Raw genomic sequence first — 22,892 nt, 5'->3', positions numbered from 1 at the left:
TCAGACCATTAAACAGCCTGACTCAACGCGACGGGAAAAAATGAAAGGTCGCTGACAACCGCTAAGGCTATCAGCAAAAAGGGATAGCCTTAGGAGTTGATCCTGGATGACAGGATAATGAGCCAGTATCTACTGGGTGTGTCCAAGGCGAATGTCCTCTTAGCGTAATCGTGGGCGCATGTTACGCCAGCAAAAATTTGCCGTCAACACGCAACGAAACGCGAAAAAGCAATAATTTCCCCTTATGCAGAAAGGTTAGCAGAGTGAGAGTATTTATCTATGATTTCAGAATATTAACATCAATATATCGCCGGATGGCGGCTTCGCCTTATCCGGCCTACAAATCAAAATGTTAGCCAGCACGTAGGCCGGATAAGAGGTGCCATCCGGCAATATGAGAGCCGGTCAAACCGTTTCCAGCTTCGCATACGCGGCAACCAGCCATTTGATCCCTTGCCCCTGAAAAGCCACCTGCAACCGGCTATGCTCGCCGCTGCCCTCCAGGTTGACAATAGTTCCCTCGCCGAACTTCGCATGGCGCACGCGTTGGCCGAGTTTGTAGCCTGTGTCGTTTTCCGCCAGCGGCGTTCCCATTCGTTGATGGCTCACCGGACGACTGACGGTGGCGCGCAGACGGACCTCTTCCACGCACTCCTCCGGCAACTCGCCGATAAAACGCGACGGGCGATGGTAGACCTCTTTACCATACAGACGGCGAGTTTCGGCATAGGTTAGCGTCAGTTTCTGCATGGCACGGGTAACGCCGACGTAGGCCAGACGACGCTCCTCTTCCAAACGCCCGCCCTCATCCAGCGACATCTGGCTGGGGAACATCCCCTCTTCCATCCCGACGATAAACACCTGCGGGAACTCCAGCCCTTTGGCCGAGTGCAGCGTCATCAGCTGTACCGCATCCTGCCAGGTATCCGCCTGCCCCTCGCCCGCTTCCAGCGCCGCGTGAGAGAGGAAGGCCTGCAATGGCATTAAATCTTCATCTTCGTCGTTGTAGCTGAACTGCCGCGTCGCCGTCACCAGTTCCTCTAAGTTTTCGATGCGCGTCTGGCCTTTCTCGCCTTTTTCTTGCTCATACATGGTGCGCAGGCCGGAATCTTTGATCACCCGGTCAGTCTGCACATGCAGCGGCATGTCGGCAGTTTCCTGCGCCAGAGCGTCGATCAGTTCCATAAAGCGTTGCAGCGCGCTGGCCGCACGCCCGGCCAGGGCTTTTTCCTGTAACAATTCACGGCACGCCTGCCACAATGTTAGCTGGCGATCGCGCGAGGTCTGGCGCACCACGTCCAGCGTGCGGTCGCCGATACCGCGCGTTGGGGTATTCACCACGCGTTCAAAGGCGGCATCATCGTTGCGATTGGCAATCAAACGCAGATAAGAGAGCGCATCTTTGATCTCCTGGCGTTCGAAGAAGCGCATACCGCCGTAAATCCGGTACGGCATACTGGCCTGTAATAACGCTTCTTCCAGCACGCGCGACTGGGCGTTGCTGCGATAAAGGATGGCGCATTGCGCAAGCGCGCCGCCGTTGTCCTGCCAGGTTTTGATACGGTTAACCACAAAGCGCGCTTCATCCAGTTCGTTGAAAGCGCAGTACAGCGATATCGGTTCGCCATCAACGCCGTCAGTCCACAGCTTTTTACCCAAACGCCCATTGTTATTCTCAATCAGAGCGTTCGCCGCGCTAAGGATGTTGCTGGTCGAGCGGTAATTCTGCTCCAGACGAATGGTCTGCGCGCCGGGGAAATCATTGAGGAAGCGCTGGATGTTCTCTACCTGGGCCCCGCGCCAGCCGTAAATCGACTGGTCATCGTCGCCGACAATCATCACCTTACCGGTATCGCCCGCCAGCAGACGAACCCAGGCGTACTGAATGTTGTTGGTATCCTGGAATTCGTCCACCAGGATGTTAGTAAACCGCTCGCGATAGTGTTGCAGGATGTGCGGCTTGTTCAGCCATAGTTCATGAGCGCGCAGCAGTAGCTCGGCGAAATCCACCAGACCAGCGCGATCGCACGCTTCCTGATAGGCCTGATACACCTTCTGCCAGGTCTGTTCCACCGGATTGCCATAGCTTTGGATATGGTGCGGGCGTAGCCCTTCGTCTTTCTGGCTATTGATGTACCACATCGCCTGACGCGGCGGCCACTGCTTCTCATCAAGATTCATCGCCTTAATCAGGCGTTTAAGCAAACGCATCTGATCTTCGCTGTCGAGAATCTGGAAATCCTGCGGCAAATTAGCGTCCATATGATGCGCGCGCAGCAGGCGGTGCGCCAGACCGTGGAACGTCCCTACCCACATTCCGCCCTGGCTGGTCCCCATCAACTGGCCAATACGATGGCGCATTTCCGCCGCCGCTTTATTGGTAAAGGTCACCGCCATGATGGAGTATGGCGAATTGTTTTCTACGCTCAGTAACCAGGCGATACGGTGCACCAGCACGCGGGTTTTCCCGCTTCCCGCGCCCGCCAGCACCAGCATGTTGCTACGTGGCGCGGCCACCGCTTCGCGCTGTTTATCATTAAGGCTGTCGAGCAGGTAAGAAACGTCCATTGGCACCGCCGCGTAAAAACATGAAAACTAAAAACGCCCGGTGGCGCTTCGCTTACCGGGGCTACTTATCGTAGGGCGGATAAGCATAGCGCCATCCGCCAGAATAACTGGGAATTTATACAGAACTACTGGTGATTATATCAGCGAGGTGAGAGATGCCAACCGCGAAATTTCGATATGCGGCAGTAAACGGCTGTCCTGCGTCCGCATCAGGTCGGCATTTTCAGGTTTAATCCAGCAGGCCTGCATCCCACAGCGAATAGCGCCAGCCACATCGGTAGTCAGATCGTCGCCGACATGCAGGATCTCGCCGATCGGCACATGCAGCTTTTCCGCCGCCAGGAAATACATGTCGCTAAACGGCTTGGAACGTCCATCCGGGCCGGCGCGCAGTACAAACTTAAAGTAATCGCCGAGACCAAATAGTTCCGGCTGGGCGTTGCCGTTAGTGATCGCCACCAGCGGCCATTTTTTCGCAAGCTGCTGTAATGTCTCATGGGTAGCCTGCGGAACCTCAATCTGGCTGCGCCATTTGGCAAAATGCATCATCGCCGCATTCGCGCCGGCAATGGCCTCCTGCGCCGATAATCCCGCATCCCGCATGGCCTGCTCTATCGCACGATGGCGCCAGCGGGTAACGTCATGATAGATTTCCGGCTCCGCTTCACGCACCGCCTGCCGTATCCGCTGTAAATCGACGTTTTGAAACGAACGTAGCGACGGGTGATAATTTTGCATAAAAGCGAGCGCTTCCTGCTCAGTACGCAAAATCACCGGACGGTTATCATAAAGGGTATCATCCAGGTCAAAGGTGAGCGCGGCAATACGCCCCAAAGGCCGGTAAAAACGCATTATTTCCCCCGTTTAGCGCGCGGATGCGCCGCGTCGTACACTGAAGCAAGATGTTGAAAATCAAGATGAGTATAAATTTGGGTGGTGGAAAGGTTGGCATGACCCAGCAGCTCTTGCACGCCGCGCAGATCGCCGCTCGATTCCAGCATATGGGTCGCGAACGAATGGCGCAGCTTATGTGGATGCACGTGGCTGTTTAGCCCCTGCTTTATGCCCCATTCGGCGAACCGTTTTTGGACATTGCGCGCGGAGATACGCTTGCCGAGCTTCGACAGGAATAACGCCTCTTCATCGCTGGCGAACAGGCCGCGCAGATCCAGCCAGTGCTCAATCCACGTCACCGCGTTACGGCCAATCGGCAGGCGTCGCTCTTTGCTGCCTTTACCCATTACCCACACTTCGCCGGTATCAAGATCGAGGTGCTTTATATCCAGGCCAACCAGTTCGGATAAACGCAGCCCCGCGCCGTACATGACCTCCAGCATCGCCCGGTCACGTACGGCGAGCGGATCGTTAAGATCGATGTCCAGCAGGCGGTTAACGTCGTCGACATCAATATTTTTCGGCAGATGACGCGGCGCTTTCGGTGCGGAGACGCCCTTCGCCGGGTTAGCTTTCAATTCGCCCTGACTGACTAACCAGTCAAAAAAGCTTCGCAATGCCGAGAGACGTAGCGCCAGACTGGCAGGGCCAAGCCCTTTACGCCGACTGCGCACCGCAAAACTGCGCACAATCGCAGCGTCACATTGTTGCCAGCTTTTCAGCCCGGTTTCTCCGGCTAAAGCGATAATGGCATCAAGCTGACGCTGGTAGTTCTGCACGGTAATGGGGCTAAGCTGGCGCTCCACGCCTAAATAGCGCAGGAACCGCGAGACATCCTGAGAAAGCGCGACATCCGTCATACGCGTTTAATCCAGCGTTCCAGCAGTTCCGGCAGCATCAGCGCGATCTCCTGTAAAAGCTGCGTCCCCTGCCCCGGCTGATAGTGGTGCGGGTCACGGCTGCTGAAGAGAATCACCCCGAGGTCGCCATCGCTGCCCATCATCGACATAGCTACCGAGCCTACAGCCTTCGCCTCCGGCAAGACCACCAGCAGTTCCGGGCCGTTTAGCGGGCCAAGATAATGCTGCGACTGTCCCAGTCGTTGAATACGCAGCGGCTCGAAGGCCTGACGGTTTAAAGCCAGATGCGTATAGCGCGATGGCGCGCCAAGACGCCACCGATCCGGGAACAAACGCAGCGTCGCGCCGGCAAGCCCCAAATCGCGCGCCCAGCGGTGAAACCGCACCAGCATCTCATCCAGACTATCCGCGGCGACCAGACGGCTTTGCAGATGCAGCAAGCGATAAAACAGGCTTTCATTGGCATGAGCCTGTTCCATCAGCAGCGTCATATTTTCTTCAAGCACATTGATGTGATTACGCGCGCGGGCCATATGCCACTCAACGAGCGAAACCGTTCCCCGCACGGGATGTGGAACACGCATCGCTTCCACGGCATGGGCGTTACGGATAAAAAACTCAGGGTGATGGCGCAGGTAATCGACGACCGCTCGATCGTCCAGTTCCGTGAGCGTTTCCTGTAGTTCTTCCTCTGGTTGCTTCATAAATGGATAAATCCGTCGTAGATATGTGCCGCCGGACCAGTCATGTATAACGGATGACCCGGACCTTTCCAGGCGATATCCAGCCGACCGCCCGGTAATTCCACGCGTACTTCTTCAGCCAGCAGCCCCTGCTGAATCCCCACGGCAACGGCAGCGCACGCGCCGCTGCCGCACGCGCGGGTCTCCCCTGCGCCGCGTTCATAGACTCGCAGCCGGATATGCTCACGTCTTACAACCTGCATAAAACCAATGTTGGCGCGCTCCGGAAAACGCTCATGGCTTTCCAGAACCGGCCCCAGTGTTTCAACGGCCGCCGTGTCGACGTTATCAACCTGAATGACACAGTGCGGATTGCCCATTGAAACCACGCCGCACAGTATGGTCTGTTCCGCCGCTCGCATAATATACGTCTTTTCCGCTTTGTTGGCGCGAAAAGTCACCTGCGCGGGTTCAAAGTTTGGCTCCCCCATATTCACCCGCACCAGTTCATCTTCCGTGACGCTCAGTACCATCCGGCCATTCGCGGTACTGACCCGAATGTCGCGTTTATTGGTTAGCCCTTTCAGGCGAACAAATCGCGCGAAACAGCGCGCGCCATTGCCGCACTGCGAGACTTCACTGCCGTCGGCGTTGAAGATGCGGTAATGAAAGTCCAACTCAGGATCATAGGGCGGCTCAACCACCAGCAGCTGATCGAACCCTACGCCCAGGTGTCTGTCGGATAGCCGACGAATCAGTTCCGGCGAAAAAAAGACATTCTGCGTTACCGCGTCGACGACCATAAAATCGTTGCCAAGGCCATGCATTTTAGAGAATTGCATCATTCACTCCGTTCACGCGGGGACAGAAAACTATCCTCAGTAATTGACCTGGGACGGGCCATCTCCCGTTGCGCGATCGTTCTTATCGGGCATCGTGGACTGCGTTTGCGAATCGACTTTTTTCGTCGGCGGCGGCGCATTTTTATCGGCTGGCGGGAAATAAAGCGGCCCTTTCAAACCGCAGCCCGTCAGGCTGAACAGAGTCAGAAGTACAGCGAGTGTCTTAAACACGTTTTTCATTATGGATTGCCTGTAAGTTCATGCTTTCTATTTTCTATCATCGCAGGAGAAGGCGTAAAAGCAAGCGTTTAGGGGCTCTTTATAAAATCTGAAAAGCGGCGCGTTGCCATGATTATTGCGCATTTACATCAGGAAACATGCTTTGCTCATCACTTTAGGTTTACGTACCACGTCCGGATGACCTTATGCAATATCGTAATTTGTTTTGCCTTTTTTCGCTTTCACTTCTGCTACCTCCCGCCTGGGGATGCCGGCTGAGTGAATCTCCGCACAATGTTTATCAACGGCAAGGCAGCGGCGTGGTTTATCTCCAGCCAGAAGAGGAGAACAATCTTTCGTTGCCGGAGGTGAATTTCAAACGCCTGCGTCGGTTACCCAATTCATTGATTAACCCGGCAAATCAGGGCTGGAACTGGATAGCCCAGCCCCCTTCCTGAACCGGGAAATTAACGCCGGAAAAGAGCATGGCTATTTTATGCGTGATAGCCAGCAAGGTCAGGGTATTCATGTCTTTAGCATCAATGGGCCGCTAAAAGTCACCGAGCGTTTTGCGTATGACAACCGCTATGTTTATACGTGGATTGGCAGCCAGCTTTACCGAACAGCATCCCCCTGCCCGGATAAGTCGCATACTCTGAATAGGAACGTCATGTACACCAATAATAAAGATATCATCATCATAACGCAGGCGCAGGAATGCCAAAAATGACGCCGCTAAACCGTTTTGCGCGTTTGAATAAACATCTGAAAAACGCCCTTCGGGGCGTGGGGATCGGTTCATGCATTTACGTCATTGTTGAAAGCGTTATGCACGGCACGATAAACGGTGTTGAAGCTGCCGGAGTCCTGACGATAAGCGCGGTACTCGGTCTGCTTAGCGCTCTTTTGGATATCAAAGCAAAGCCGCGCGCCCCCTTAATCCTGTTGCATTTTCTCCTCTGCGGCGGCTGCGTCGCGCTGATGGTGGCAATGCTGTCGGCTCTGAACCATTTCCCGGTTAACGCGTCCGTCATACTTATCACCAGTGCGCTATTTATCGTCATTTACCTACCGCTGAGTTTTATCCTTTACCGCTCACAACGGTAATTCGTATCGGTTCCAGAAGCTGACGCTTCCCCTTATACTGGCGATATCACTCAATAGCGGGATAAAACAATGAACGACAGTGAATTTCATCGCCTGGCTGACGCCCTGTGGCTCACCATTGAAGAACGCCTCGATAACTGGGACGGCGACAGCGATATCGACTGCGAAATCAACGGCGGCGTGCTGACCCTCAGCTTTGAGAACGGCAGTAAGATCATTATTAACCGTCAGGAGCCGTTGCACCAGGTGTGGCTGGCGACCAAACAGGGCGGCTATCATTTCGATCTGAAAGGCGACGAGTGGGTTTGCGATCGCAGCGGCGAAACGTTCTGGGATCTGCTGGAGCAGGCGGCAACGCAGCAGGCGGGTGAAAAGGTGAGTTTTCGTTGATTTATTTGCCGGATGCGCTTTGCTTATCCGGCTTACTGTAGACCCGGTAAGGCGTAGCCGCCACCGGGCAAAAATCCTCAGGAAAAATACTGCTGCAATAGCGGCGCGTCATGATCCTGGTTTGCTGGCGGCACGGTGTTGATAGGCTGCGTACGGAATGGGATCACCTGCGCGCGGCCATCGGTTTTCACTATCTGGTAGAACTGCGGCAGGTTAAAGTTGATAAAACTGGAGCCATACGTGAAGCGATCGTGCGATGATGAATAGAAGCGACTGACGTCGCGCACCAGTTCTTCCTTGCTACCTTCGCAGTGGTGATACACTTCCGCCCGGTTACTTTCATCCAGAATATAAATATTAAAGCCTTTCTCATCGCCCGTTTCTTCAAAGAAGAACTGGATAATCCCTTCGCTGGCGAAGCCATCCACCACTGACGGCAATTTCACCTGGTTGGTTTCCACCTGTACCGACAGCCCGTGCAGCTTGTTATGCGAAATCGCGCCGTAGAATTCGATAGCGTTCTCCAGCTTCTGCACCGAGACATTCAAGCGTTCGAAGAATAGTCCCCACGTCTGCCCGGAAACCCGCAGCGCCTTGAAGCGACCGGTCTCCTGACGGGTGCTGGAAAGACGTAGCTCGATACATTCGGAGACCAGTTGCTGCACGCGGGTGCGAATCAGACCGCGAAGATGCTGACTGTAGCAGAACACCTCCACGCTATCCGGCGGCGCGGCATCCTGGTGCATTTTCCCCAGAATCGTTTTCAGCGCTTCGATCATCGCCTGCTCGCCGTTAAAGTGCAGAGTACGCACTTCGTTCCACGAGTTGCGATATAACAAGTCGATACTGCCTATCAGACAGTTTTGCTCTTCGCCAAAGCTGAAAACATCCAGCTTACGGAAGTCAAAATGGACCACTTTATTGCGAAACGCCGCCGTCGGGTCATATTCGAGGTTAACGATAATCGCCAGATGGCGAATTTCACAGGGGCTGTAGAGCGCTTTCGGCGTCGGAGCAGGCAAGCGCAGCGGGAAATGGTGCGAAACATCGGCGACCATCTCCTGCAACTTAGGCAGGTCGACAATACCGTTGCCCTTAATAAACAGATGCGTTCGCGACGTCAGCAGGCCGTTGAACCACGCCCACGCGACCAGCTTATTAAGATAACGGTTATATTCCAGCGGCTGATGGCTGATGATGGAATCCATGTTCGGCGCGCGGTTGTAGAGATACCAGCCTGAACGGTTGGCGCGTCCCGGCGGCACATGGATAAAGGTTAAATTCGGCTCGGACAGATCCGGCGATATCTGCGGGTTCACCAGCGTGACTTTACCCGGCAACGCTTCAAAAGCAGCGTACAGCTTACGCGTCAGTACGCCGATATCCTGCGGGCTGGCACTCACGCTGAGGTTGTTGCGCCGCGCAAAGCGAATCAGATTACGATAGCTTTGCATCATGGCGTCGAGCAATTCGTTGTGGGCTTCGCGCACCTGATCGATTTTCCAGTTTGCGCGATTATCGAGCATGGTCAGACGCGCGTCGTCCCATCCCCACTCGCTGACTAACTGGCTTAATACTTCCCGACGCCAGCCTACGCAGGCACGCTCGCGACTTAATTTCTCGCACACTTTCAGGTAAAAGCAGCGGCGGACTAAATCCAGCCGCGTCGGATCTTCAATCGCCGTCAGGTATTCAGTGACCCGTTCCAGCATCATGCAGTAGGGATCGAGTCCAAACGATACGATTTCACCGTCATGCAGACGTTGTTTAATATCTTTCGCCAGCAGACGTGGGTTAGGATATTCCCATGAATAGGCTTCCAGCAGCAGCGTTTTCAGCACCGCTTTGTACGGCGAGTCAATGCTCTTGTATAGCTGCCACAGGCTGGCGCCAAAGTACTCTTCGGCGGAGAGCGAGCTTAAGCCCCCCAGATCCAGCCATTCGTTTGGCGTTAATACGCCCTGCGCGTAGAGCGTCATGACATAGTCGTCGTAATGCTCTTCTTCGTCGCACGGCACCATACTCCACAGGATACGTTTCCCGGCCAGGCGCACAGCGGTACGATAAAACTCATCAAGCAACAGGATATGCTGCGTAGAACCACAGTCTTCCCCGCCCAGACTGCCGCTTTCGTTATGGCGGAAACGGTTCTCGTCGATCAGGAAGAAGCTCACCTCAACGCCAAGCGAGGCGGCCCAGCTTTCCAGCAGGCTACACTTACGTTGCAGCAACTGACGCTCTTCACCGTCGAGCCAGGACTGATGGCACACCCAGATATCCAGGTCGGACGAGCAGCTCTGCCCAACCGAGGAGGTGCTGCCCATGGTGTAAACGCCGGTAATCGGCAGCTCGCCCTTCGGCGGGTCCTGCGGCGTCATACCGCGGTACAGCTCAAGTTCGTTCAGATAGTGGCGTTGGGTTTCATCAGGCGTGTAGAAGCAAATACCGCTGGGAACGTTACCATCAAGGTAACCCGGCATCAGTGGATGGTGATAGTGCAATAATGTCGGCAGAAGACTGTAAACCTGCTGAAAAGCGGGTCCCATGGCAGCAAGCGCGCGATCCACACGCAGTTGATTTATGGCATCCAGTCTCTGTTTCAGAGTCTCAATATAGAGGTACAAGACGTATCGCCTGATGTTGCTACCCGTCATGGTGCAGGTCAGTACTTGACCGTCGCCATTCGGGATAAACCGTATGTCAAAAATAACCGTTACCCTTTCTCGCCTGCATATTTTTATCTAATACCGACGAAAAAATGGTCTAAAACGTGATCAATTTAACACCTTGCTCATTGACCGTAAAGAAAGATGCGCTACATACAAGTGTAGCACCGTTCGCTGCGTGTAAATTCTTAAATACGGGCTGGCGGTTTCTCGTCATTATTCACTGTCCTTGACGACACTGCGCCTTATCCTCTCACTCACGGTGACCGGAAAACTAACATACTCTCTATAAGGATGTTAGGATGGTCAATGATTGATAATGACGGTAACAAGCATGTTAGACAATGTTTTAAGAATTGCCACACGCCAAAGTCCCCTTGCGCTTTGGCAGGCACATTATGTCAAAGACGCATTGATGGCAACCCATCCGGGACTGACGGTAGAACTGGTGCCGATGGTCACACGCGGCGACGTGATTCTCGATACTCCCCTGGCGAAAGTGGGCGGTAAGGGACTGTTTGTTAAAGAGCTTGAAATCGCGCTGCTGGAAAAACGCGCTGATATCGCCGTGCACTCTATGAAAGACGTTCCGGTGGCCTTCCCGGACGGTCTCGGTCTGGTGACCATTTGCGAGCGCGAAGATCCGCGCGACGCGTTTGTCTCGAATAAATATCACAGTCTGGACGATCTGCCCGCGGGTAGTATCGTCGGGACGTCCAGTTTGCGTCGTCAGTGTCAACTGGCGGAACGCCGTCCGGACCTCATTATCCGTTCGTTGCGTGGCAACGTTGGCACACGTCTCGGCAAGCTGGACAACGGCGATTATGACGCCATTATCCTGGCCGTGGCCGGTCTGAAACGCTTAGGTCTGGAGTCGCGCATTCGCACAGCCTTGCCGCCCGACGTTTCACTTCCTGCCGTAGGCCAGGGCGCCGTCGGGATTGAGTGTCGTCTTGACGACGCGCGAACACAGGCGCTGCTCGCACCGTTGAATCACTCGCAAACCGCGCTGCGCGTAACGGCGGAACGCGCTATGAACACCCGCCTGGAAGGCGGTTGTCAGGTGCCGATTGGCAGCTATGCAGAAATCATCAACGGTGAAATTTGGCTACGCGCGCTGGTTGGCGCGCCGGACGGTTCGGTGATGGTGCGCGGCGAACGTCGTGGTTCTCCCGAGCAGGCGGAGCAAATGGGCATCTCGCTTGCAGAGGAACTGCTGGAAAACGGCGCACGCGCGATTCTGACGGAAGTTTATAACGGCGAGACGCCCGCATGAGTATTCTGATCACCCGCCCCTCTCCCGCAGGGGAAGCGTTAGTGAGCCGTCTGCGCGCACTGGGGCAGGTGGCCTGGAGTTTTCCACTGATTGAATTTGTCGCCGGCCGGGAGCTACCCACCCTGGCCGACCGCCTGGCGACACTGACGGAAAACGATCTGGTTTTTGCCCTTTCACAGCACGCCGTCGCCTTTGCTCACGCCCAGCTCCAGCGGGATGGCCGAAACTGGCCTGCGTCGCCGCGCTATTTCGCGATTGGCCGCACCACGGCGCTCGCCCTTCATACCGTTAGCGGGTTCGATATTCGTTATCCATTGGATCGGGAAATCAGCGAAGCCTTGCTACAATTACCTGAATTACAAAATATTGCGGGCAAACGCGCGCTGATTTTGCGTGGCAATGGCGGCCGCGAACTGCTGGGCGAAACCCTGACAGCTCGCGGAGCCGAAGTCAGTTTTTGTGAATGTTATCAACGATGTGCGAAACATTACGATGGCGCGGAAGAAGCGATGCGCTGGCATACTCGCGGCGTAACAACGCTTGTTGTTACCAGCGGCGAGATGTTGCAACGGCTCTGGTCGCTGACTCCCGAGTGGTATCGTGAGCACTGGTTACTACGCTGTCGGCTATTGGTCGTCAGTGAACGTCTGGCGCACCTCGCCCGGGAGCTGGGCTGGCAAGATATTAAGGTCGCTGATAACGCCGACAACGATGCGCTGTTGCGCGCATTACAATAACTCTCATAATGGGATGCCATAATGACGGAACAAGAAAAATCCTCCGCCGTGGTTGATGATACCAGGGAGAGCGTGGAAACCACGCCACAGCCAGTTAATACCGAGAAAAAAAGTAAGAACGGCGCCGCGCTGGTATTAAGCGCGGTGGCGATTGCGATTGCCCTGGCGGCAGGTATTGGGCTTTATGGCTGGGGGAAACAGCAAGCAACCGCGCAAACGGAAACCAGCGATGCGCTGGCGACGCAACTGACCGCCTTGCAAAAGGCGCAGGAGAGCCAAAAAGCGGAGCTGGAAGGGATTATCAAAAAACAAGCGGCGCAGTTAGATGACGCGAATCGCCAACAGGCGGCGCTGGCGAAACAGCTTGATGAAGTACAACAAAAAGTCGCCACCATTTCCGGCAGCGATGCTAAAACCTGGCTGCTGGCGCAGGCTGATTTCCTGGTGAAACTCGCCGGACGTAAGCTGTGGAGCGATCAGGACGTCACTACCGCCGCTGCGCTGCTCAAAAGCGCTGACGCCAGTCTGGCGGACATGAATGACCCCAGCCTGATTACCGCACGACGCGCGATTACTGACGATATCGCCAGCCTGTCATCCGTTGCGCAGATCGACTACGACGGCATTATTCTCAAGCTCAATCAGCTCTCTAACCAAATCGATAACCTGCGTCTGGCGGATAACGATACCGATGGTTCGCCGATGGATTCAGACAGCAGCGAGCTGTCCAGCTCGCTAAGCGAATGGCGCGTTAACCTGCAAAAAAGCTGGCAGAACTTTATGGACAGCTTTATTACCATTCGCCGCCGCGATGATACCGCCGTACCGCTGTTGGCGCCCAACCAGGACGTCTATTTACGCGAAAATATTCGCTCCCGCCTGTTAGTCGCCGCGCAGGCCGTGCCACGCCATCAGGAAGAAACATACCGTCAGGCGCTGGATAACGTTTCGACCTGGGTTCGCGCTTATTACGATACTGACGACGCCGCGACAAAAGCCTTCCTGGAGGAGGTCGATAAATTAAGCCAGCAAAATATCACGATGGATCTGCCGGAAACTCTGGGAAGCCAGGCGATTCTTGAAAAACTGATGCAAACCCGCGTGCGTAATCTGCTGGCGCAACCGACAGTCTCTACGGCAGCGCCTGCCACGCAGACAGACGCTCCGGCAGCCGCGCCGCAAGGAGAATAATGATGCTAAAAGTATTATTGCTCTTTGTGTTGTTGCTTGCGGGTATCGTGGTCGGCCCGATGATAGCCGGTCACCAGGGCTATGTGTTAATCCAGACCGATAACTACAACATTGAAACCAGCGTCACCGGCCTGGCGATCATTCTCATCGTCGCTATGGTGGTGCTATTCGCCATTGAGTGGTTACTACGCCGTCTGTTTCGTACCGGCGCGCACACCCGCGGTTGGTTTGCCGGTCGTAAACGCCGTCGCGCCCGCAAGCAGACCGAACAGGCGCTGCTGAAGCTGGCGGAGGGCGACTATCAGCAGGTTGAAAAGCTGATGTCAAAAAATGCCGACCATGCTGAACAACCGGTGGTAAATTATCTGCTGGCGGCAGAAGCGGCGCAGCAGCGCGGCGATGAAGCACGCGCTAATCAGCACCTTGAACGTGCGGCAGAGCTGGCGGGGAACGACACCATCCCGGTCGAGATCACGCGCGTGCGCTTACAGCTGGCGCGCAATGAAAATCACGCAGCGCGTCACGGCGTGGACAAACTGCTGGAGGTCACGCCGCGTCACCCGGAAGTTCTGCGTCTGGCGGAGCAGGCCTATATTCGCACCAGCGCATGGAGTTCTTTACTGGATATCATCCCATCCATGGCGAAAGCGCACGTCGGCGATGAAGCGCATCGCGCCATGCTCGAACAACAGGCGTGGATAGGACTCATGGATCAGGCGCGCGCCGAGCAGGGCAGCGAAGGATTACGCACCTGGTGGAAAAACCAAAGCCGTAAAACCCGCCATCAGGTGGCGCTGCAGGTCGCGATGGCCGAGCATCTGATCGAATGTGACGATCATGATATGGCGCAGCAGATTATCATCGACGGTCTGAAACGCCAGTATGACGATCGGCTGGTGCTGCCCATTCCTCGCCTCAGAACCAATAATCCGGAACAACTGGAGAAAGTGCTGCGTCAGCAAATCAAGACGGTAGGCGATCGCCCGCTGTTATGGAGCACGCTCGGCCAGTCGCTAATGAAACACGGTGAATGGCAGGAGGCAACCCTGGCTTTCCGCGCCGCGCTAAAACAACGCCCGGACGCGTATGATTATGCCTGGCTTGCCGATGCGCTTGATCGACTGCATCAACCGGAAGAGGCCGCCGCCATGCGGCGCGATGGCTTGATGCTGACATTACAGAACAATCCCCCGCAGTAATTCCCTCTTGCCCGGTGGCGCTTCGCTTACCGGGCCTACCGCCTACACAAAATCATTCGGGATGCATAAAAAAACGCCTGCCCGGTTAAGGGGCTGGCGTCAAAACAGGTCTGTATGACAACATAAAGGGGTGCTTCACTCAACGTTGTGTCCAGGGTGTTTGATGAGGCGTAAGCGACATCTGTCAGTGGACGATAAGCACCGTAAACGGCTCTGCATCATTCCTGAGTTTATGAGGCCAGAAGGCGAACATAAGAGATGGAATGAGCATCTACCCGTACATTATTGCACATAACGTGCCATCTTTGCACCGCTAAAAAACAGGCGCAGGCATTAAAAAAACGTAGACAATTCACGCGATTGTCATCCCCCCACCGCTGGCGAGGTTTTAGCGTGTCGCCCGGCGGAGACAGAACAGGATGCTTTTTACAAAGTGATTATAAATCAATAGATTATTCGTCACCGAATAGCGACAAATGAAGACTGGGATATCGCCAATAAACCATAATGGCAACACGTGCGGGATAAGGGGTTGAAAATGAACAGAAAACAAAAAACCCCGCCGAAGCGGGGTTCAAAATTGGTCGGCGAGAGAGGATTCGAACCTCCGACCCACTGGTCCCAAACCAGTTGCGCTACCAAGCTGCGCTACTCGCCGATATACTGCTTTTTTGAATTTTTAGTTCAATTCATTGAGTCGTGGTGCGAGGGGGGGGACTTGAACCCCCACGTCCGTAAGGACACTAACACCTGAAGCTAGCGCGTCTACCAATTCCGCCACCTTCGCGTTTCACAACTCTATATTAATGGGGTGGCTAATGGGATTCGAACCCACGACAACTGGAATCACAATCCAGGGCTCTACCAACTGAGCTATAGCCACCACTGAAACTTTTTACGCGGTATTAAACCACCGCAGCTCAAGCACCTAAATAAATGGTACGCCCGACAGGATTCGAACCTGAGACCTCTGCCTCCGGAGGGCAGCGCTCTATCCAGCTGAGCTACGGGCGCTTAGCGCCGTTGCGGGGGTGGATAATACGGACTTCACACCCCGCTGTCCAGTGCCTTTTTAAATAAAATGCGCGTTTGGTTATGCTTTGCGCATTTTGGCGCTTATTCCCCCACCTTGTGGGCGGTTCCGTGACGATTCAGACCGAAAACTTTGTAGACCAGCGTGACGGCCAGCAGGAAGATGACGCCGACAAACAGCGACATGCGCGTATCTTCATTAAAGTACATGCCGATTAAAACGCAAACCAGAAACGCCATCGTCAAATAGTTCGCCCACGGAAACATAATGGAACGAAAAGGATGATCCGCAATCGCTTCTTTATGCGCCCGACGAAAGCGCAGTTGGCTAATCAGAATGACAAACCACGGCACCATCCCCGGCAGTACGCTGGCGCTATAAACGTAAACAAAGACGCGCTGCGGATTGGGGATGATGTAGTTCAGGCAAGAACCTACCAGCAAAATCAAAATAGAGAGCGCCACGCCCGCGACCGGCACGCCGTGGCGAGAGACTTTCGCGACTGCCGCCGGCAGTTGACGGTTTTTCGCCAGCGCGTAAAGCATACGCCCACAGCTATACATTCCGCTGTTACAGCCGGAGAGCGCCGCCGTCAGCACGACAAAGTTGATAATGCCTGCCGCGGCGGTGATGCCGATTTTCGCGAAGGTGAGCACAAAGGGACTGCCGTTGCTGCCAATCACATTCCACGGGAAAATGGTGACGATCACGAAAATCGCGCCAACATAAAAAATCAGGATACGCCACAGCACCTTACCCACCGCGCTACGCAACGTCACCTGTGGATTCTTCGCTTCACCGGCGGTAATACCGATCAACTCAACCCCTTGATAAGAGGCCACCACGATACATAATGCGGTCAGAAAGCCTTTCCAGCCGCCGGCAAAAAAGCCGCCATGCTCGGTCAGATTACCAAAGCCAATCGCCTGGCCGCCGTTACCAAAGCCGAAGAAAATCACCCCCAGACCGATGATGATCATCACAATAATCGTGGTGACTTTGATCATCGCAAACCAGAACTCGATTTCACCATACAGGCGCACCGCAGCCAAATTCGCCAACGCAACAAGTCCGACGGCAATCAGCGCCGGTATCCACTGCGCCATCTCCGGAAACCAGAACTGGACGTAGACCCCAATGGCGGTAATTTCCGAGATCCCGACCGCCATCCACATAAACCAGTATGACCAGGCGGTAAGATAGCCAAAAAAAGGACTCATATACCGGTGGGCGTACACGGCAAAGGAGCCGGTAACAGGTTCCAGAAAGAGCATCTCCCCCATCGAACGCATGATGAAAAAGACGAACAATCCGGCGATGATATACGCCAGCAGCACTGACGGGCCCGCCCATTTCAGCGTACTGGCGGCGCCCATAAAGAGTCCGACGCCGATGGTGCCCCCGAGGGCAATCAATTCAATATGACGAGCTTCCAGCCCACGCTGTAGCTCCGGTTTTTTCTCTGCCATAAATCCTCATGTCGTGTTTGCAACGGTTCCGGTAGTACCGGTTATTGTTATGGGTACATCGATTGTTGCGAATATTTTCTTAAATTTGGACAAATGGCAAATGGAGCATTAAAAAAATGCACTTATTGTGTAAGAAATCATCGATTATGTTGTAAATGAGCAGCACCATAAGCACAATCCGCTGCTCAAGTCATCAGAAGGGAGAATTAGAGATCGCCAGTATAGTGCCAGCGAAGATAGCGCAGCAGGCGCATCTGGCGGGTAATACGCCTCGGTTGAGAAAGCAGACGATACAACCACTCCAGCCCCAGGTTCTGCCATATTTTTGGGGCGCGTTTGACGTGACCGGTAAACACATCATAGGTACCGCCCACCCCCATATATAGCGCATGGGGATGCACTTCCCGACAATCGCGCATGAGTAATTCCTGTTTTGGCGATCCCATCGCGACGGTGACAATTTTCGCGCCGCTGGCATGGATACGCGCAAATAGCGCCTGACGCTGCTCCGGCGTAAAGTAACCGTCCTGGCTACCCACAATATTGACGTTCCACTGCGTCCGCAGTTTTGCTTCCGTCTGCGCCAGCACCTCAGGCTTGCCGCCGACAAGAAATACCGGTGTGCCTTCTTTCCCCGCGCGCGCCATTAACGCTTCCCAAAGGTCGGCGCCAGCCACGCGAGAAACCTGCGCCTGCGGAAATTTTTTACGTATTGAACGCACCACGCTGATGCCATCGGCATATTTAAATTCCGCCGCCGCTATCAACGCGCGGACTTCCGGATTATCTTCCGCCGTCAGCAGCTTTTCGGCGTTGATCGCCACCAACGTGCCTTGCTTCAGTTGACCATCGGCAAACAGATAATTCAGCGCGTGTGACATGTCGCGCCAGCCAATCAGAGGTAATCCACGCAGCGAGTAAAGGGGCGCAGCGGCATTATTGGTCATAGTTTTCCTTCCACCTGTGCCTGAGGGAGCGAAGTTGTACGTTTATGAATCAGCCCGGCGCTATCAAATAACCAGAACAGAAGCTTAGCGACCAGCAGGCTGGCGCCAAAAACCACCAGGAAGAAAACCACGCGCGAAACAAACGAATCCAGCCCTTCTCGCGCCAGCACAATCATATTAAAGATGGCGCCAAAGCAGAAACTGTGCAGAATCGCCGCCTTATAGCGATTGGGCTCCCGGTTACCCAGTTCATACAGCCAGTCGAACCATTTGATAATCAGCCCGACGACGATCGCGCCGAGCGGAATAAACAGCGCCCCGCCCATGACCACCAGCGATCCGATAAGCGTTGGCGATATCGCCAGGCCAGAATGGTTGTTCAGGACTTCCCAGGTGAAGTAATTCGCAGAGTTCAGCACAATACTGGGTCGTCCCGGCCATAACCAGGTGGGAATAAAGACGTAGAAATCACGCACGATAGGGGCCAGCCCCTGAAAATCGATATTGTGGTAATTTTGCAACAGCAGCGCCAGATTCTCCCACGGCGAAAAGGTATCGCGCGTCAGATAAAGAAACGTATAGAACGCCTCATCGCCGCTCACATTTAATCCGTAGCGTTTGAGCGCCAGCCAGAACATACCGACAATCCCCAGCACGCCCGCCGCCGCCAGCATCCACAGGCTGATCCAGCCCCGAATAATGCCGATAAACAGGAAGATAGCAAACGCAATAATGATGTTAGCGCGCGTGCCGCCGACAATCATGTAGGTCAACAGACCAAACGCGACGGTGCTCACCAGAAAGAACAGCCACGCTTTGCTGTCCTGGCGCAGGAAATAGACCACCAGCATCGCCGGAATGAAGAAATAGAAGAACCGTTTTAACGCCACGCCGGAGACTTCGCTGGAAAATATCTGGCTGTAGGAGTGCAGCCGGAACAGCAAAAAGCCGTTATGCATAAAGAAAATCGCCACGCTCACCAGCGCGATGCCCATCAGGATCACCCAGGTAAGGTGGGTTTCCACCCGGTTCATGGTAAATAGCGGCTTGCGTGGTACATCCACAACGCGTTTGCGTAAACGCGTTTTATAGGTCACGTAATACACGCCGTAGAAACAGGCGGCGGATAATAGAGCCTGCAATAAGATTTCCGGCGGCGCGACGCCAACGTCGAAACGAAATACCAGCACGCTGGTTAGCGGAAAACCAAAAAAGAAGGTCAACAAAAACAGCAACGAAAAGAAAACGTTGAAGTTAAAACGCACGCGGCGGAATTCAAACCAGGTCAGCGTGGCGATAAACAGCGTAGAGAGCAGCCAGACCACCAGCAGCCCGCTGAATTGCATTAAACTCATTCGGCTTCTCCTGCGGCGATTCTCAACGCATTATGCCACGGCTGCAGGTAGTTGGGGCTAAAGAAGGTGATGCCGCTTTTATCTACCGATGCGAGCTGACGCTGCGCCTCGCGCACGACCTGCTCATTAAGATCGTCCGTGGTAAACAGGACGGGCAGATGCTGTTCCGCCATATCCTGCCAGAAAGGATTGTCGCGGTTCAGTACGCACGGGATATCGGCCTGAATTAGCAGACACAACGTCCCGATCCCCTGTTGGCGGGCAAAAATAAAATAACCGAGGTCGCACTGGCGCAAAAGCGCAAGATAGGCATCAAATTCCATTTTTTCGCTAAGAATTTGTAGATTTTCGGCGCTAAATAGCGCCAGGCCGGCCTGGCGAACCTCATCAATATAGGCCTGGTTATTGGCCGGATAGCCCATCGGCACCACCACGTTTACCGTATCGCCAAACTGCTGATACACCGCCCGTAACGCCGCAATATGTTGGTTACTGCGATCGCCGGAGTTCCCTACTAAAATGGTCAATTTCCCCGCACGTTGGCACTCTTTTGCCATAGCATTCAGGGAAGGATCCATGCGCGTCGGGAAATAGAGCAACTCGCCGCGTACGTTCGGATGCTGGCGCGCAAAATAGCTGAGATCGCCGCGCGTCGCGAATACGCACCCTACTCGCCCCTGCGCGATACGACGAAGCGGGTAGAAAAGGCGGAATTTCAGCCCGTTGGACACTTCGTAGAGATCCGCGCCCCAGATATGCCAGTAAAACTGAGCTGGCTTAATACCGCCGCTTAACAGCGCCAGCCACAGGCTGGTGTTGAACTGACCGTGAAAGAAGAATCTCTGTCGACGATTTGCTTTCGCTTTGGCGATGACCGCCTGCGCCAGCGCTTTCTTACTGCCATAAAAACGAAGCGAGAGCGCCGGGCAGCTTTCCGTGAAGCCGTTATCTTCACCGGCAACCATAAATTCGCGCGCGTGCTCGCTTGTGGCGGCCAGCGTATCATTGAAAAACCGCAGCACGGTGTGGTTATGGTGAGGGATATCCGATCCCAGGACGTGAATCAGTACAGTCATGCTCGCCTACGCCAGAGTAAAAATACGCCGCAACAAAGTGAAAAATAGACAATATAGGTGACCATATAAGCCTGTGCCGCACCCAGCGCGCCGTGAGCGGGAATCAGCCAGTGAGCGAACGCCGTTAACAGAATGAACTGGCTAATTTCGGCCAGAATGTAAAATCGCAACGACGCTTTGGCAATCACCAGATAACCGAAAACATAGGCGCCAACTTTCAGCACGTCGCCCACTAACTGCCAGGCGAACAGATCGCGCATCGCGGTGAATTTGGCGGAAAAAAGCAGCCAGATAGCAAAATCGCGCAGTAGCCAGACGGTAAAACTCGCCGCCGCAACCGCTGGTAAAACAAATTTCAGCGCTTTTACCACTTCACGCGTAATGTCCTGTTTTTCCGTCAGGCGTGAGAGCGTGGGTAACAGGTAAACGCTGAAGGAGGCGGTGATAAATTGCAGATAGGCGTCAGAAATACTGCTTACGCCCTGCCAGATCCCGACATCGCTCCAGCTATAGTGCGCGGCCAGTTGGTTTCGCATCATCACATAGGCGACCGGCATCGTAACGGAGGTAATCAGCGCCATCAGGGTAAATTTACTGAGCTGCCCTGCCAGACCATTGTCCCAGGAGGGCTTGAGATAGCGTAGCGGGACGGTGCCGCGCTTAATCAGTATCATACCGGCTGGTACTACTACCAGCGCCGGCACCAGCGCCAGACCAAGCAGAGCACCTTCATAGCCGCCGACACGGTAGCAGAGATACCAAGCGGCGACGCCCAAAAAGCTGCCGACAATTAACGATAAGGCATTACCCGACGCGTCACGAAAGCCCTTCATTAGCGCCAGCAGCAGGTTCGCCCAGGCGATCCCCATTTGTACCAGCGCAACCAGACGCACCAGCCCTTGATAGTCCGTGTGACCGAACAATCCCTGGCTAATCGGCGCCGCCGCCAGCAAGAAGACCAGCGCCAGCAGCGTAGAGAACCCCAATACCATCGCGGAGGAGGTTCCCACCACGGTACGTAACTGCGCCGGGTTATCATGATGTTGTGCGACAAGTTTGGTAACGCCGTTAAATATCCCGGCGCCAGCCAATACGCCCAGCACGGTAATCATCTGGCGGAAGTTACCCGCTTGTCCGACGCCCGACGGACCAAAAGAGACGGCCAGTAGTTTCACCACCAGCAGTCCGGCGCCAATTTTTACCAGCGTACTGACCGCCGTCCACAGGGAGGCTTTAGCAAGCGACATATCAGGAGAAATAATTTAGCAAGGTAGTAATCACCGTTCGTTGATCGACGGGCGCAAGGTTATAAAACAGCGGCAGACGCAACAAACGTTCGCTCTCTTTTGTGGTGTAGACATCGTCCCCGATAAACTCGCCGAATTTATCGCCCGCCGGACAATCATGCAGCGGAATGTAATGGAATACCGCCATGATTTCCGCCTCTTTCAGGAAATTAATCAGCGCGCTGCGATCGGCGATATCCCGCAGTTTGATGTAAAACATGTGGGCATTATGCCCGCAGTTTTCCGGAATAGAAGGCAGCTCGATACGCCCGGCGCGCGCCAGCGGCGTTAACGCATCGTAGTAAGTCTGCCACAGCGACAGACGCTGTTGATTGATACGATCGGCGGCCTCCAGTTGCGCCCACAGATAGGCAGCCTGCAGATCGGACATCAAATAACTGGAGCCGATATCCCGCCAGGTGTATTTGTCCACCTGACCACGGAAGAACTGGCTACGGTTGGTGCCTTTTTCGCGGATGATCTCCGCGCGTTCAATTAGCGTACGATCGTTGATCAGCGTCGCGCCGCCTTCGCCGCCAGCGGTGTAATTTTTGGTTTCATGGAAGCTAAAACAGCCGATGTGACCGATCGTCCCTAATGCGCGCCCTTTGTACGTGGACATCACACCCTGGGCGGCATCCTCGACAACGAACAGATTATACTTATCCGCCAGCGCCATGATGACGTCCATTTCACAAGCGACGCCAGCGTAGTGTACCGGCACGATAGCGCGGGTTTTATCAGTAATCGCCGCCTCAATCAGCGTTTCGTCAATATTCATCGTATCCGGACGAATATCGACAAACACAATTTTCGCGCCGCGCAGGACAAAAGCGTTAGCAGTGGAGACAAACGTAAAGCTCGGCATGATCACTTCATCGCCGGGCTGAATATCCAACAACAGAGCCGCCATCTCCAGCGATGCGGTACAGGAAGGCGTTAGCAACACCTTCGCGCTGCCGAAATGTTGCTCCAGCCACTGCTGGCAACGACGCGTAAAGCCGCCGTCGCCACACAGTTTGCCGCTGCTCATTGCAGACTGCATGTATTCGAGTTCGGTTCCCACCACCGGCGGCGCATTAAAAGGAATCATG

General features: G+C 54.5%; 21 protein-coding genes, 4 tRNA genes and 1 pseudogene. 8 read left to right on the top strand and 18 right to left on the bottom strand.

Translation table 11 applies throughout. The annotated features are described in order from the left end of the window. Positions 1-89 precede the first annotated feature (89 nt). The 7 genes from ysgD to lptM form a co-directional block, all read right to left on the bottom strand. On the bottom strand, positions 90-146 hold the full coding sequence (ysgD, locus tag N7E69_RS08820) for a YsgD/CorL family protein (RefSeq protein ID WP_212723238.1): 57 nt from the start codon (positions 144-146) through the stop codon (positions 90-92). Positions 147-405: 259 nt separating this feature from the next. Beyond that, positions 406-2,568 carry a DNA helicase II gene (gene uvrD, locus N7E69_RS08815; protein WP_000383436.1) on the bottom strand — a complete coding sequence of 721 codons (2,163 nt, stop codon included), beginning with the start codon at positions 2,566-2,568 and terminating at the stop codon, positions 406-408. Between the two features lie 135 nt (positions 2,569-2,703). Then, positions 2,704-3,420 (bottom strand): 5-amino-6-(5-phospho-D-ribitylamino)uracil phosphatase YigB, encoded by a 717-nt coding sequence (yigB, locus tag N7E69_RS08810; RefSeq protein ID WP_001213560.1) that lies wholly within the window; start codon positions 3,418-3,420, stop codon positions 2,704-2,706. Continuing rightward, complete coding sequence (xerC, locus tag N7E69_RS08805; RefSeq protein ID WP_000132878.1) at positions 3,420-4,322, bottom strand: tyrosine recombinase XerC; 903 nt, start codon at positions 4,320-4,322, stop codon at positions 3,420-3,422. Before xerC ends, yigB begins: the two co-directional genes overlap by 1 nt. After that, complete coding sequence (locus N7E69_RS08800; RefSeq protein WP_000812763.1) at positions 4,319-5,026, bottom strand: DUF484 domain-containing protein; 708 nt, start codon at positions 5,024-5,026, stop codon at positions 4,319-4,321. The genes xerC and N7E69_RS08800 overlap by 4 nt, the downstream gene beginning before the upstream one ends. Then, on the bottom strand, positions 5,023-5,847 hold the full coding sequence (gene dapF / locus N7E69_RS08795) for a diaminopimelate epimerase (protein WP_001160674.1): 825 nt from the start codon (positions 5,845-5,847) through the stop codon (positions 5,023-5,025). The genes N7E69_RS08800 and dapF overlap by 4 nt, the downstream gene beginning before the upstream one ends. Positions 5,848-5,883: 36 nt before the next feature. Beyond that, positions 5,884-6,087: an LPS translocon maturation chaperone LptM gene (lptM, locus tag N7E69_RS08790; RefSeq protein WP_000799903.1), complete on the bottom strand. Its 204-nt coding sequence runs from the start codon at positions 6,085-6,087 to the stop codon at positions 5,884-5,886. A gap of 185 nt (positions 6,088-6,272) precedes the next feature. Here lptM and N7E69_RS08785 point away from each other — a divergent pair, with 185 nt between their 5' ends. From N7E69_RS08785 to cyaY, 4 genes and pseudogenes are all read left to right on the top strand, one after another. After that, positions 6,273-6,524: a hypothetical protein gene (locus N7E69_RS08785; RefSeq protein WP_001594384.1), complete on the top strand. Its 252-nt coding sequence runs from the start codon at positions 6,273-6,275 to the stop codon at positions 6,522-6,524. Continuing rightward, positions 6,494-6,796, top strand: a pseudogene (locus N7E69_RS08780) (hypothetical protein); the annotation flags it as partial. The gene N7E69_RS08785 and the pseudogene N7E69_RS08780, both read left to right, overlap by 31 nt. Then, entirely contained in the window at positions 6,784-7,173 is a 390-nt protein-coding gene (locus tag N7E69_RS08775; RefSeq protein ID WP_001125566.1) for a DUF3021 family protein, read from the top strand. The pseudogene N7E69_RS08780 and the gene N7E69_RS08775, both read left to right, overlap by 13 nt. Before the next feature lie 69 nt (positions 7,174-7,242). Then, positions 7,243-7,563, top strand: coding sequence for an iron donor protein CyaY (gene cyaY, locus N7E69_RS08770; protein ID WP_000999925.1), 321 nt, complete (start codon positions 7,243-7,245; stop codon positions 7,561-7,563). A 77-nt stretch (positions 7,564-7,640) separates the two neighbouring features. On the opposite strand, the gene cyaA is transcribed toward cyaY, so the two are convergent. Further along, positions 7,641-10,187: a class I adenylate cyclase gene (gene cyaA / locus N7E69_RS08765; RefSeq protein ID WP_000281718.1), complete on the bottom strand. Its 2,547-nt coding sequence runs from the start codon at positions 10,185-10,187 to the stop codon at positions 7,641-7,643. Positions 10,188-10,563: 376 nt separating this feature from the next. On the opposite strand from cyaA, the gene hemC reads away from it, so the two are divergent. Genes hemC through hemY form a run of 4 tightly spaced genes read left to right on the top strand, consistent with a single transcriptional unit; the run spans position 10,564 to position 14,632 of the window. After that, positions 10,564-11,505 carry a hydroxymethylbilane synthase gene (gene hemC / locus N7E69_RS08760; protein ID WP_001521319.1) on the top strand — a complete coding sequence of 314 codons (942 nt, stop codon included), beginning with the start codon at positions 10,564-10,566 and terminating at the stop codon, positions 11,503-11,505. Beyond that, positions 11,502-12,242, top strand: coding sequence for a uroporphyrinogen-III synthase (gene hemD, locus N7E69_RS08755; RefSeq protein WP_000025494.1), 741 nt, complete (start codon positions 11,502-11,504; stop codon positions 12,240-12,242). Before hemC ends, hemD begins: the two co-directional genes overlap by 4 nt. Before the next feature lie 21 nt (positions 12,243-12,263). Continuing rightward, positions 12,264-13,433, top strand: a complete 1,170-nt coding sequence (gene hemX / locus N7E69_RS08750; protein WP_000138949.1) for a uroporphyrinogen-III C-methyltransferase — start codon at positions 12,264-12,266, stop codon at positions 13,431-13,433. Between the two features lie 2 nt (positions 13,434-13,435). Further along, a complete protein-coding gene (hemY, locus tag N7E69_RS08745; protein ID WP_001546072.1) occupies positions 13,436-14,632 on the top strand; it encodes a protoheme IX biogenesis protein HemY in 1,197 nt (398 codons plus the stop codon). 581 nt (positions 14,633-15,213) lie between these two features. Here the strand turns inward: hemY and N7E69_RS08740 are convergent. From N7E69_RS08740 to rffA, 10 genes are all read right to left on the bottom strand, one after another. Continuing rightward, positions 15,214-15,290, bottom strand: a tRNA-Pro gene (locus N7E69_RS08740). 42 nt (positions 15,291-15,332) lie between these two features. Next, positions 15,333-15,419: transfer RNA gene (locus N7E69_RS08735), tRNA-Leu, on the bottom strand. A 20-nt stretch (positions 15,420-15,439) separates the two neighbouring features. After that, positions 15,440-15,515 (bottom strand) — tRNA-His (locus N7E69_RS08730). A gap of 54 nt (positions 15,516-15,569) precedes the next feature. Then, a tRNA-Arg gene (locus N7E69_RS08725) sits at positions 15,570-15,646 on the bottom strand. Positions 15,647-15,748: 102 nt separating this feature from the next. After that, entirely contained in the window at positions 15,749-17,134 is a 1,386-nt protein-coding gene (gene thrP, locus N7E69_RS08720; protein ID WP_001751838.1) for a bifunctional threonine/serine APC transporter ThrP, read from the bottom strand. A gap of 206 nt (positions 17,135-17,340) precedes the next feature. Next, complete coding sequence (gene wecG, locus N7E69_RS08715; protein ID WP_000183621.1) at positions 17,341-18,081, bottom strand: lipopolysaccharide N-acetylmannosaminouronosyltransferase; 741 nt, start codon at positions 18,079-18,081, stop codon at positions 17,341-17,343. Next, positions 18,078-19,436: an ECA oligosaccharide polymerase gene (gene wzyE, locus N7E69_RS08710; protein ID WP_000055605.1), complete on the bottom strand. Its 1,359-nt coding sequence runs from the start codon at positions 19,434-19,436 to the stop codon at positions 18,078-18,080. The genes wecG and wzyE overlap by 4 nt, the downstream gene beginning before the upstream one ends. After that, on the bottom strand, positions 19,433-20,512 hold the full coding sequence (locus N7E69_RS08705; protein WP_000217198.1) for a TDP-N-acetylfucosamine:lipid II N-acetylfucosaminyltransferase: 1,080 nt from the start codon (positions 20,510-20,512) through the stop codon (positions 19,433-19,435). Before N7E69_RS08705 ends, wzyE begins: the two co-directional genes overlap by 4 nt. Continuing rightward, positions 20,509-21,759 carry a lipid III flippase WzxE gene (wzxE, locus tag N7E69_RS08700; RefSeq protein ID WP_000050305.1) on the bottom strand — a complete coding sequence of 417 codons (1,251 nt, stop codon included), beginning with the start codon at positions 21,757-21,759 and terminating at the stop codon, positions 20,509-20,511. The genes N7E69_RS08705 and wzxE overlap by 4 nt, the downstream gene beginning before the upstream one ends. A 1-nt stretch (position 21,760) precedes the next feature. Further along, positions 21,761-22,891 (bottom strand): dTDP-4-amino-4,6-dideoxygalactose transaminase, encoded by a 1,131-nt coding sequence (gene rffA, locus N7E69_RS08695; RefSeq protein ID WP_000612080.1) that lies wholly within the window; start codon positions 22,889-22,891, stop codon positions 21,761-21,763. Between the last annotated feature and the right edge of the window lies 1 nt (position 22,892).

The organism is Salmonella sp. 3C (genome assembly GCF_025426275.1).
GTDB classification, from domain to species: Bacteria; Pseudomonadota; Gammaproteobacteria; order Enterobacterales; family Enterobacteriaceae; genus Salmonella; species Salmonella enterica.
The sequence above is the reverse complement of the archived record's forward strand: the minus strand, read 5'-3'. Positions and strand labels throughout refer to the sequence as shown.

Bases quoted from the DNA above. Each gene is read 5' to 3' on its own strand.
- hemX (WP_000138949.1), top strand. From the start codon at position 12,264: ATGACGGAACAAGAAAAATCCTCCGCCGTGGTTGATGATACCAGGGAG.
- wecG (WP_000183621.1), bottom strand. From the start codon at position 18,081: ATGACCAATAATGCCGCTGCGCCCCTTTACTCGCTGCGTGGATTACCT.
- N7E69_RS08775 (WP_001125566.1), top strand. From the start codon at position 6,784: ATGCCAAAAATGACGCCGCTAAACCGTTTTGCGCGTTTGAATAAACAT.
- hemC (WP_001521319.1), top strand. From the start codon at position 10,564: ATGTTAGACAATGTTTTAAGAATTGCCACACGCCAAAGTCCCCTTGCG.
- rffA (WP_000612080.1), bottom strand. From the start codon at position 22,891: ATGATTCCTTTTAATGCGCCGCCGGTGGTGGGAACCGAACTCGAATAC.
- lptM (WP_000799903.1), bottom strand. From the start codon at position 6,087: ATGAAAAACGTGTTTAAGACACTCGCTGTACTTCTGACTCTGTTCAGC.
- cyaY (WP_000999925.1), top strand. From the start codon at position 7,243: ATGAACGACAGTGAATTTCATCGCCTGGCTGACGCCCTGTGGCTCACC.
- N7E69_RS08785 (WP_001594384.1), top strand. From the start codon at position 6,273: ATGCAATATCGTAATTTGTTTTGCCTTTTTTCGCTTTCACTTCTGCTA.
- thrP (WP_001751838.1), bottom strand. From the start codon at position 17,134: ATGGCAGAGAAAAAACCGGAGCTACAGCGTGGGCTGGAAGCTCGTCAT.
- xerC (WP_000132878.1), bottom strand. From the start codon at position 4,322: ATGACGGATGTCGCGCTTTCTCAGGATGTCTCGCGGTTCCTGCGCTAT.
- yigB (WP_001213560.1), bottom strand. From the start codon at position 3,420: ATGCGTTTTTACCGGCCTTTGGGGCGTATTGCCGCGCTCACCTTTGAC.
- wzxE (WP_000050305.1), bottom strand. From the start codon at position 21,759: ATGTCGCTTGCTAAAGCCTCCCTGTGGACGGCGGTCAGTACGCTGGTA.
- hemD (WP_000025494.1), top strand. From the start codon at position 11,502: ATGAGTATTCTGATCACCCGCCCCTCTCCCGCAGGGGAAGCGTTAGTG.
- uvrD (WP_000383436.1), bottom strand. From the start codon at position 2,568: ATGGACGTTTCTTACCTGCTCGACAGCCTTAATGATAAACAGCGCGAA.
- N7E69_RS08705 (WP_000217198.1), bottom strand. From the start codon at position 20,512: ATGACTGTACTGATTCACGTCCTGGGATCGGATATCCCTCACCATAAC.
- N7E69_RS08800 (WP_000812763.1), bottom strand. From the start codon at position 5,026: ATGAAGCAACCAGAGGAAGAACTACAGGAAACGCTCACGGAACTGGAC.
- wzyE (WP_000055605.1), bottom strand. From the start codon at position 19,436: ATGAGTTTAATGCAATTCAGCGGGCTGCTGGTGGTCTGGCTGCTCTCT.
- dapF (WP_001160674.1), bottom strand. From the start codon at position 5,847: ATGCAATTCTCTAAAATGCATGGCCTTGGCAACGATTTTATGGTCGTC.
- hemY (WP_001546072.1), top strand. From the start codon at position 13,436: ATGCTAAAAGTATTATTGCTCTTTGTGTTGTTGCTTGCGGGTATCGTG.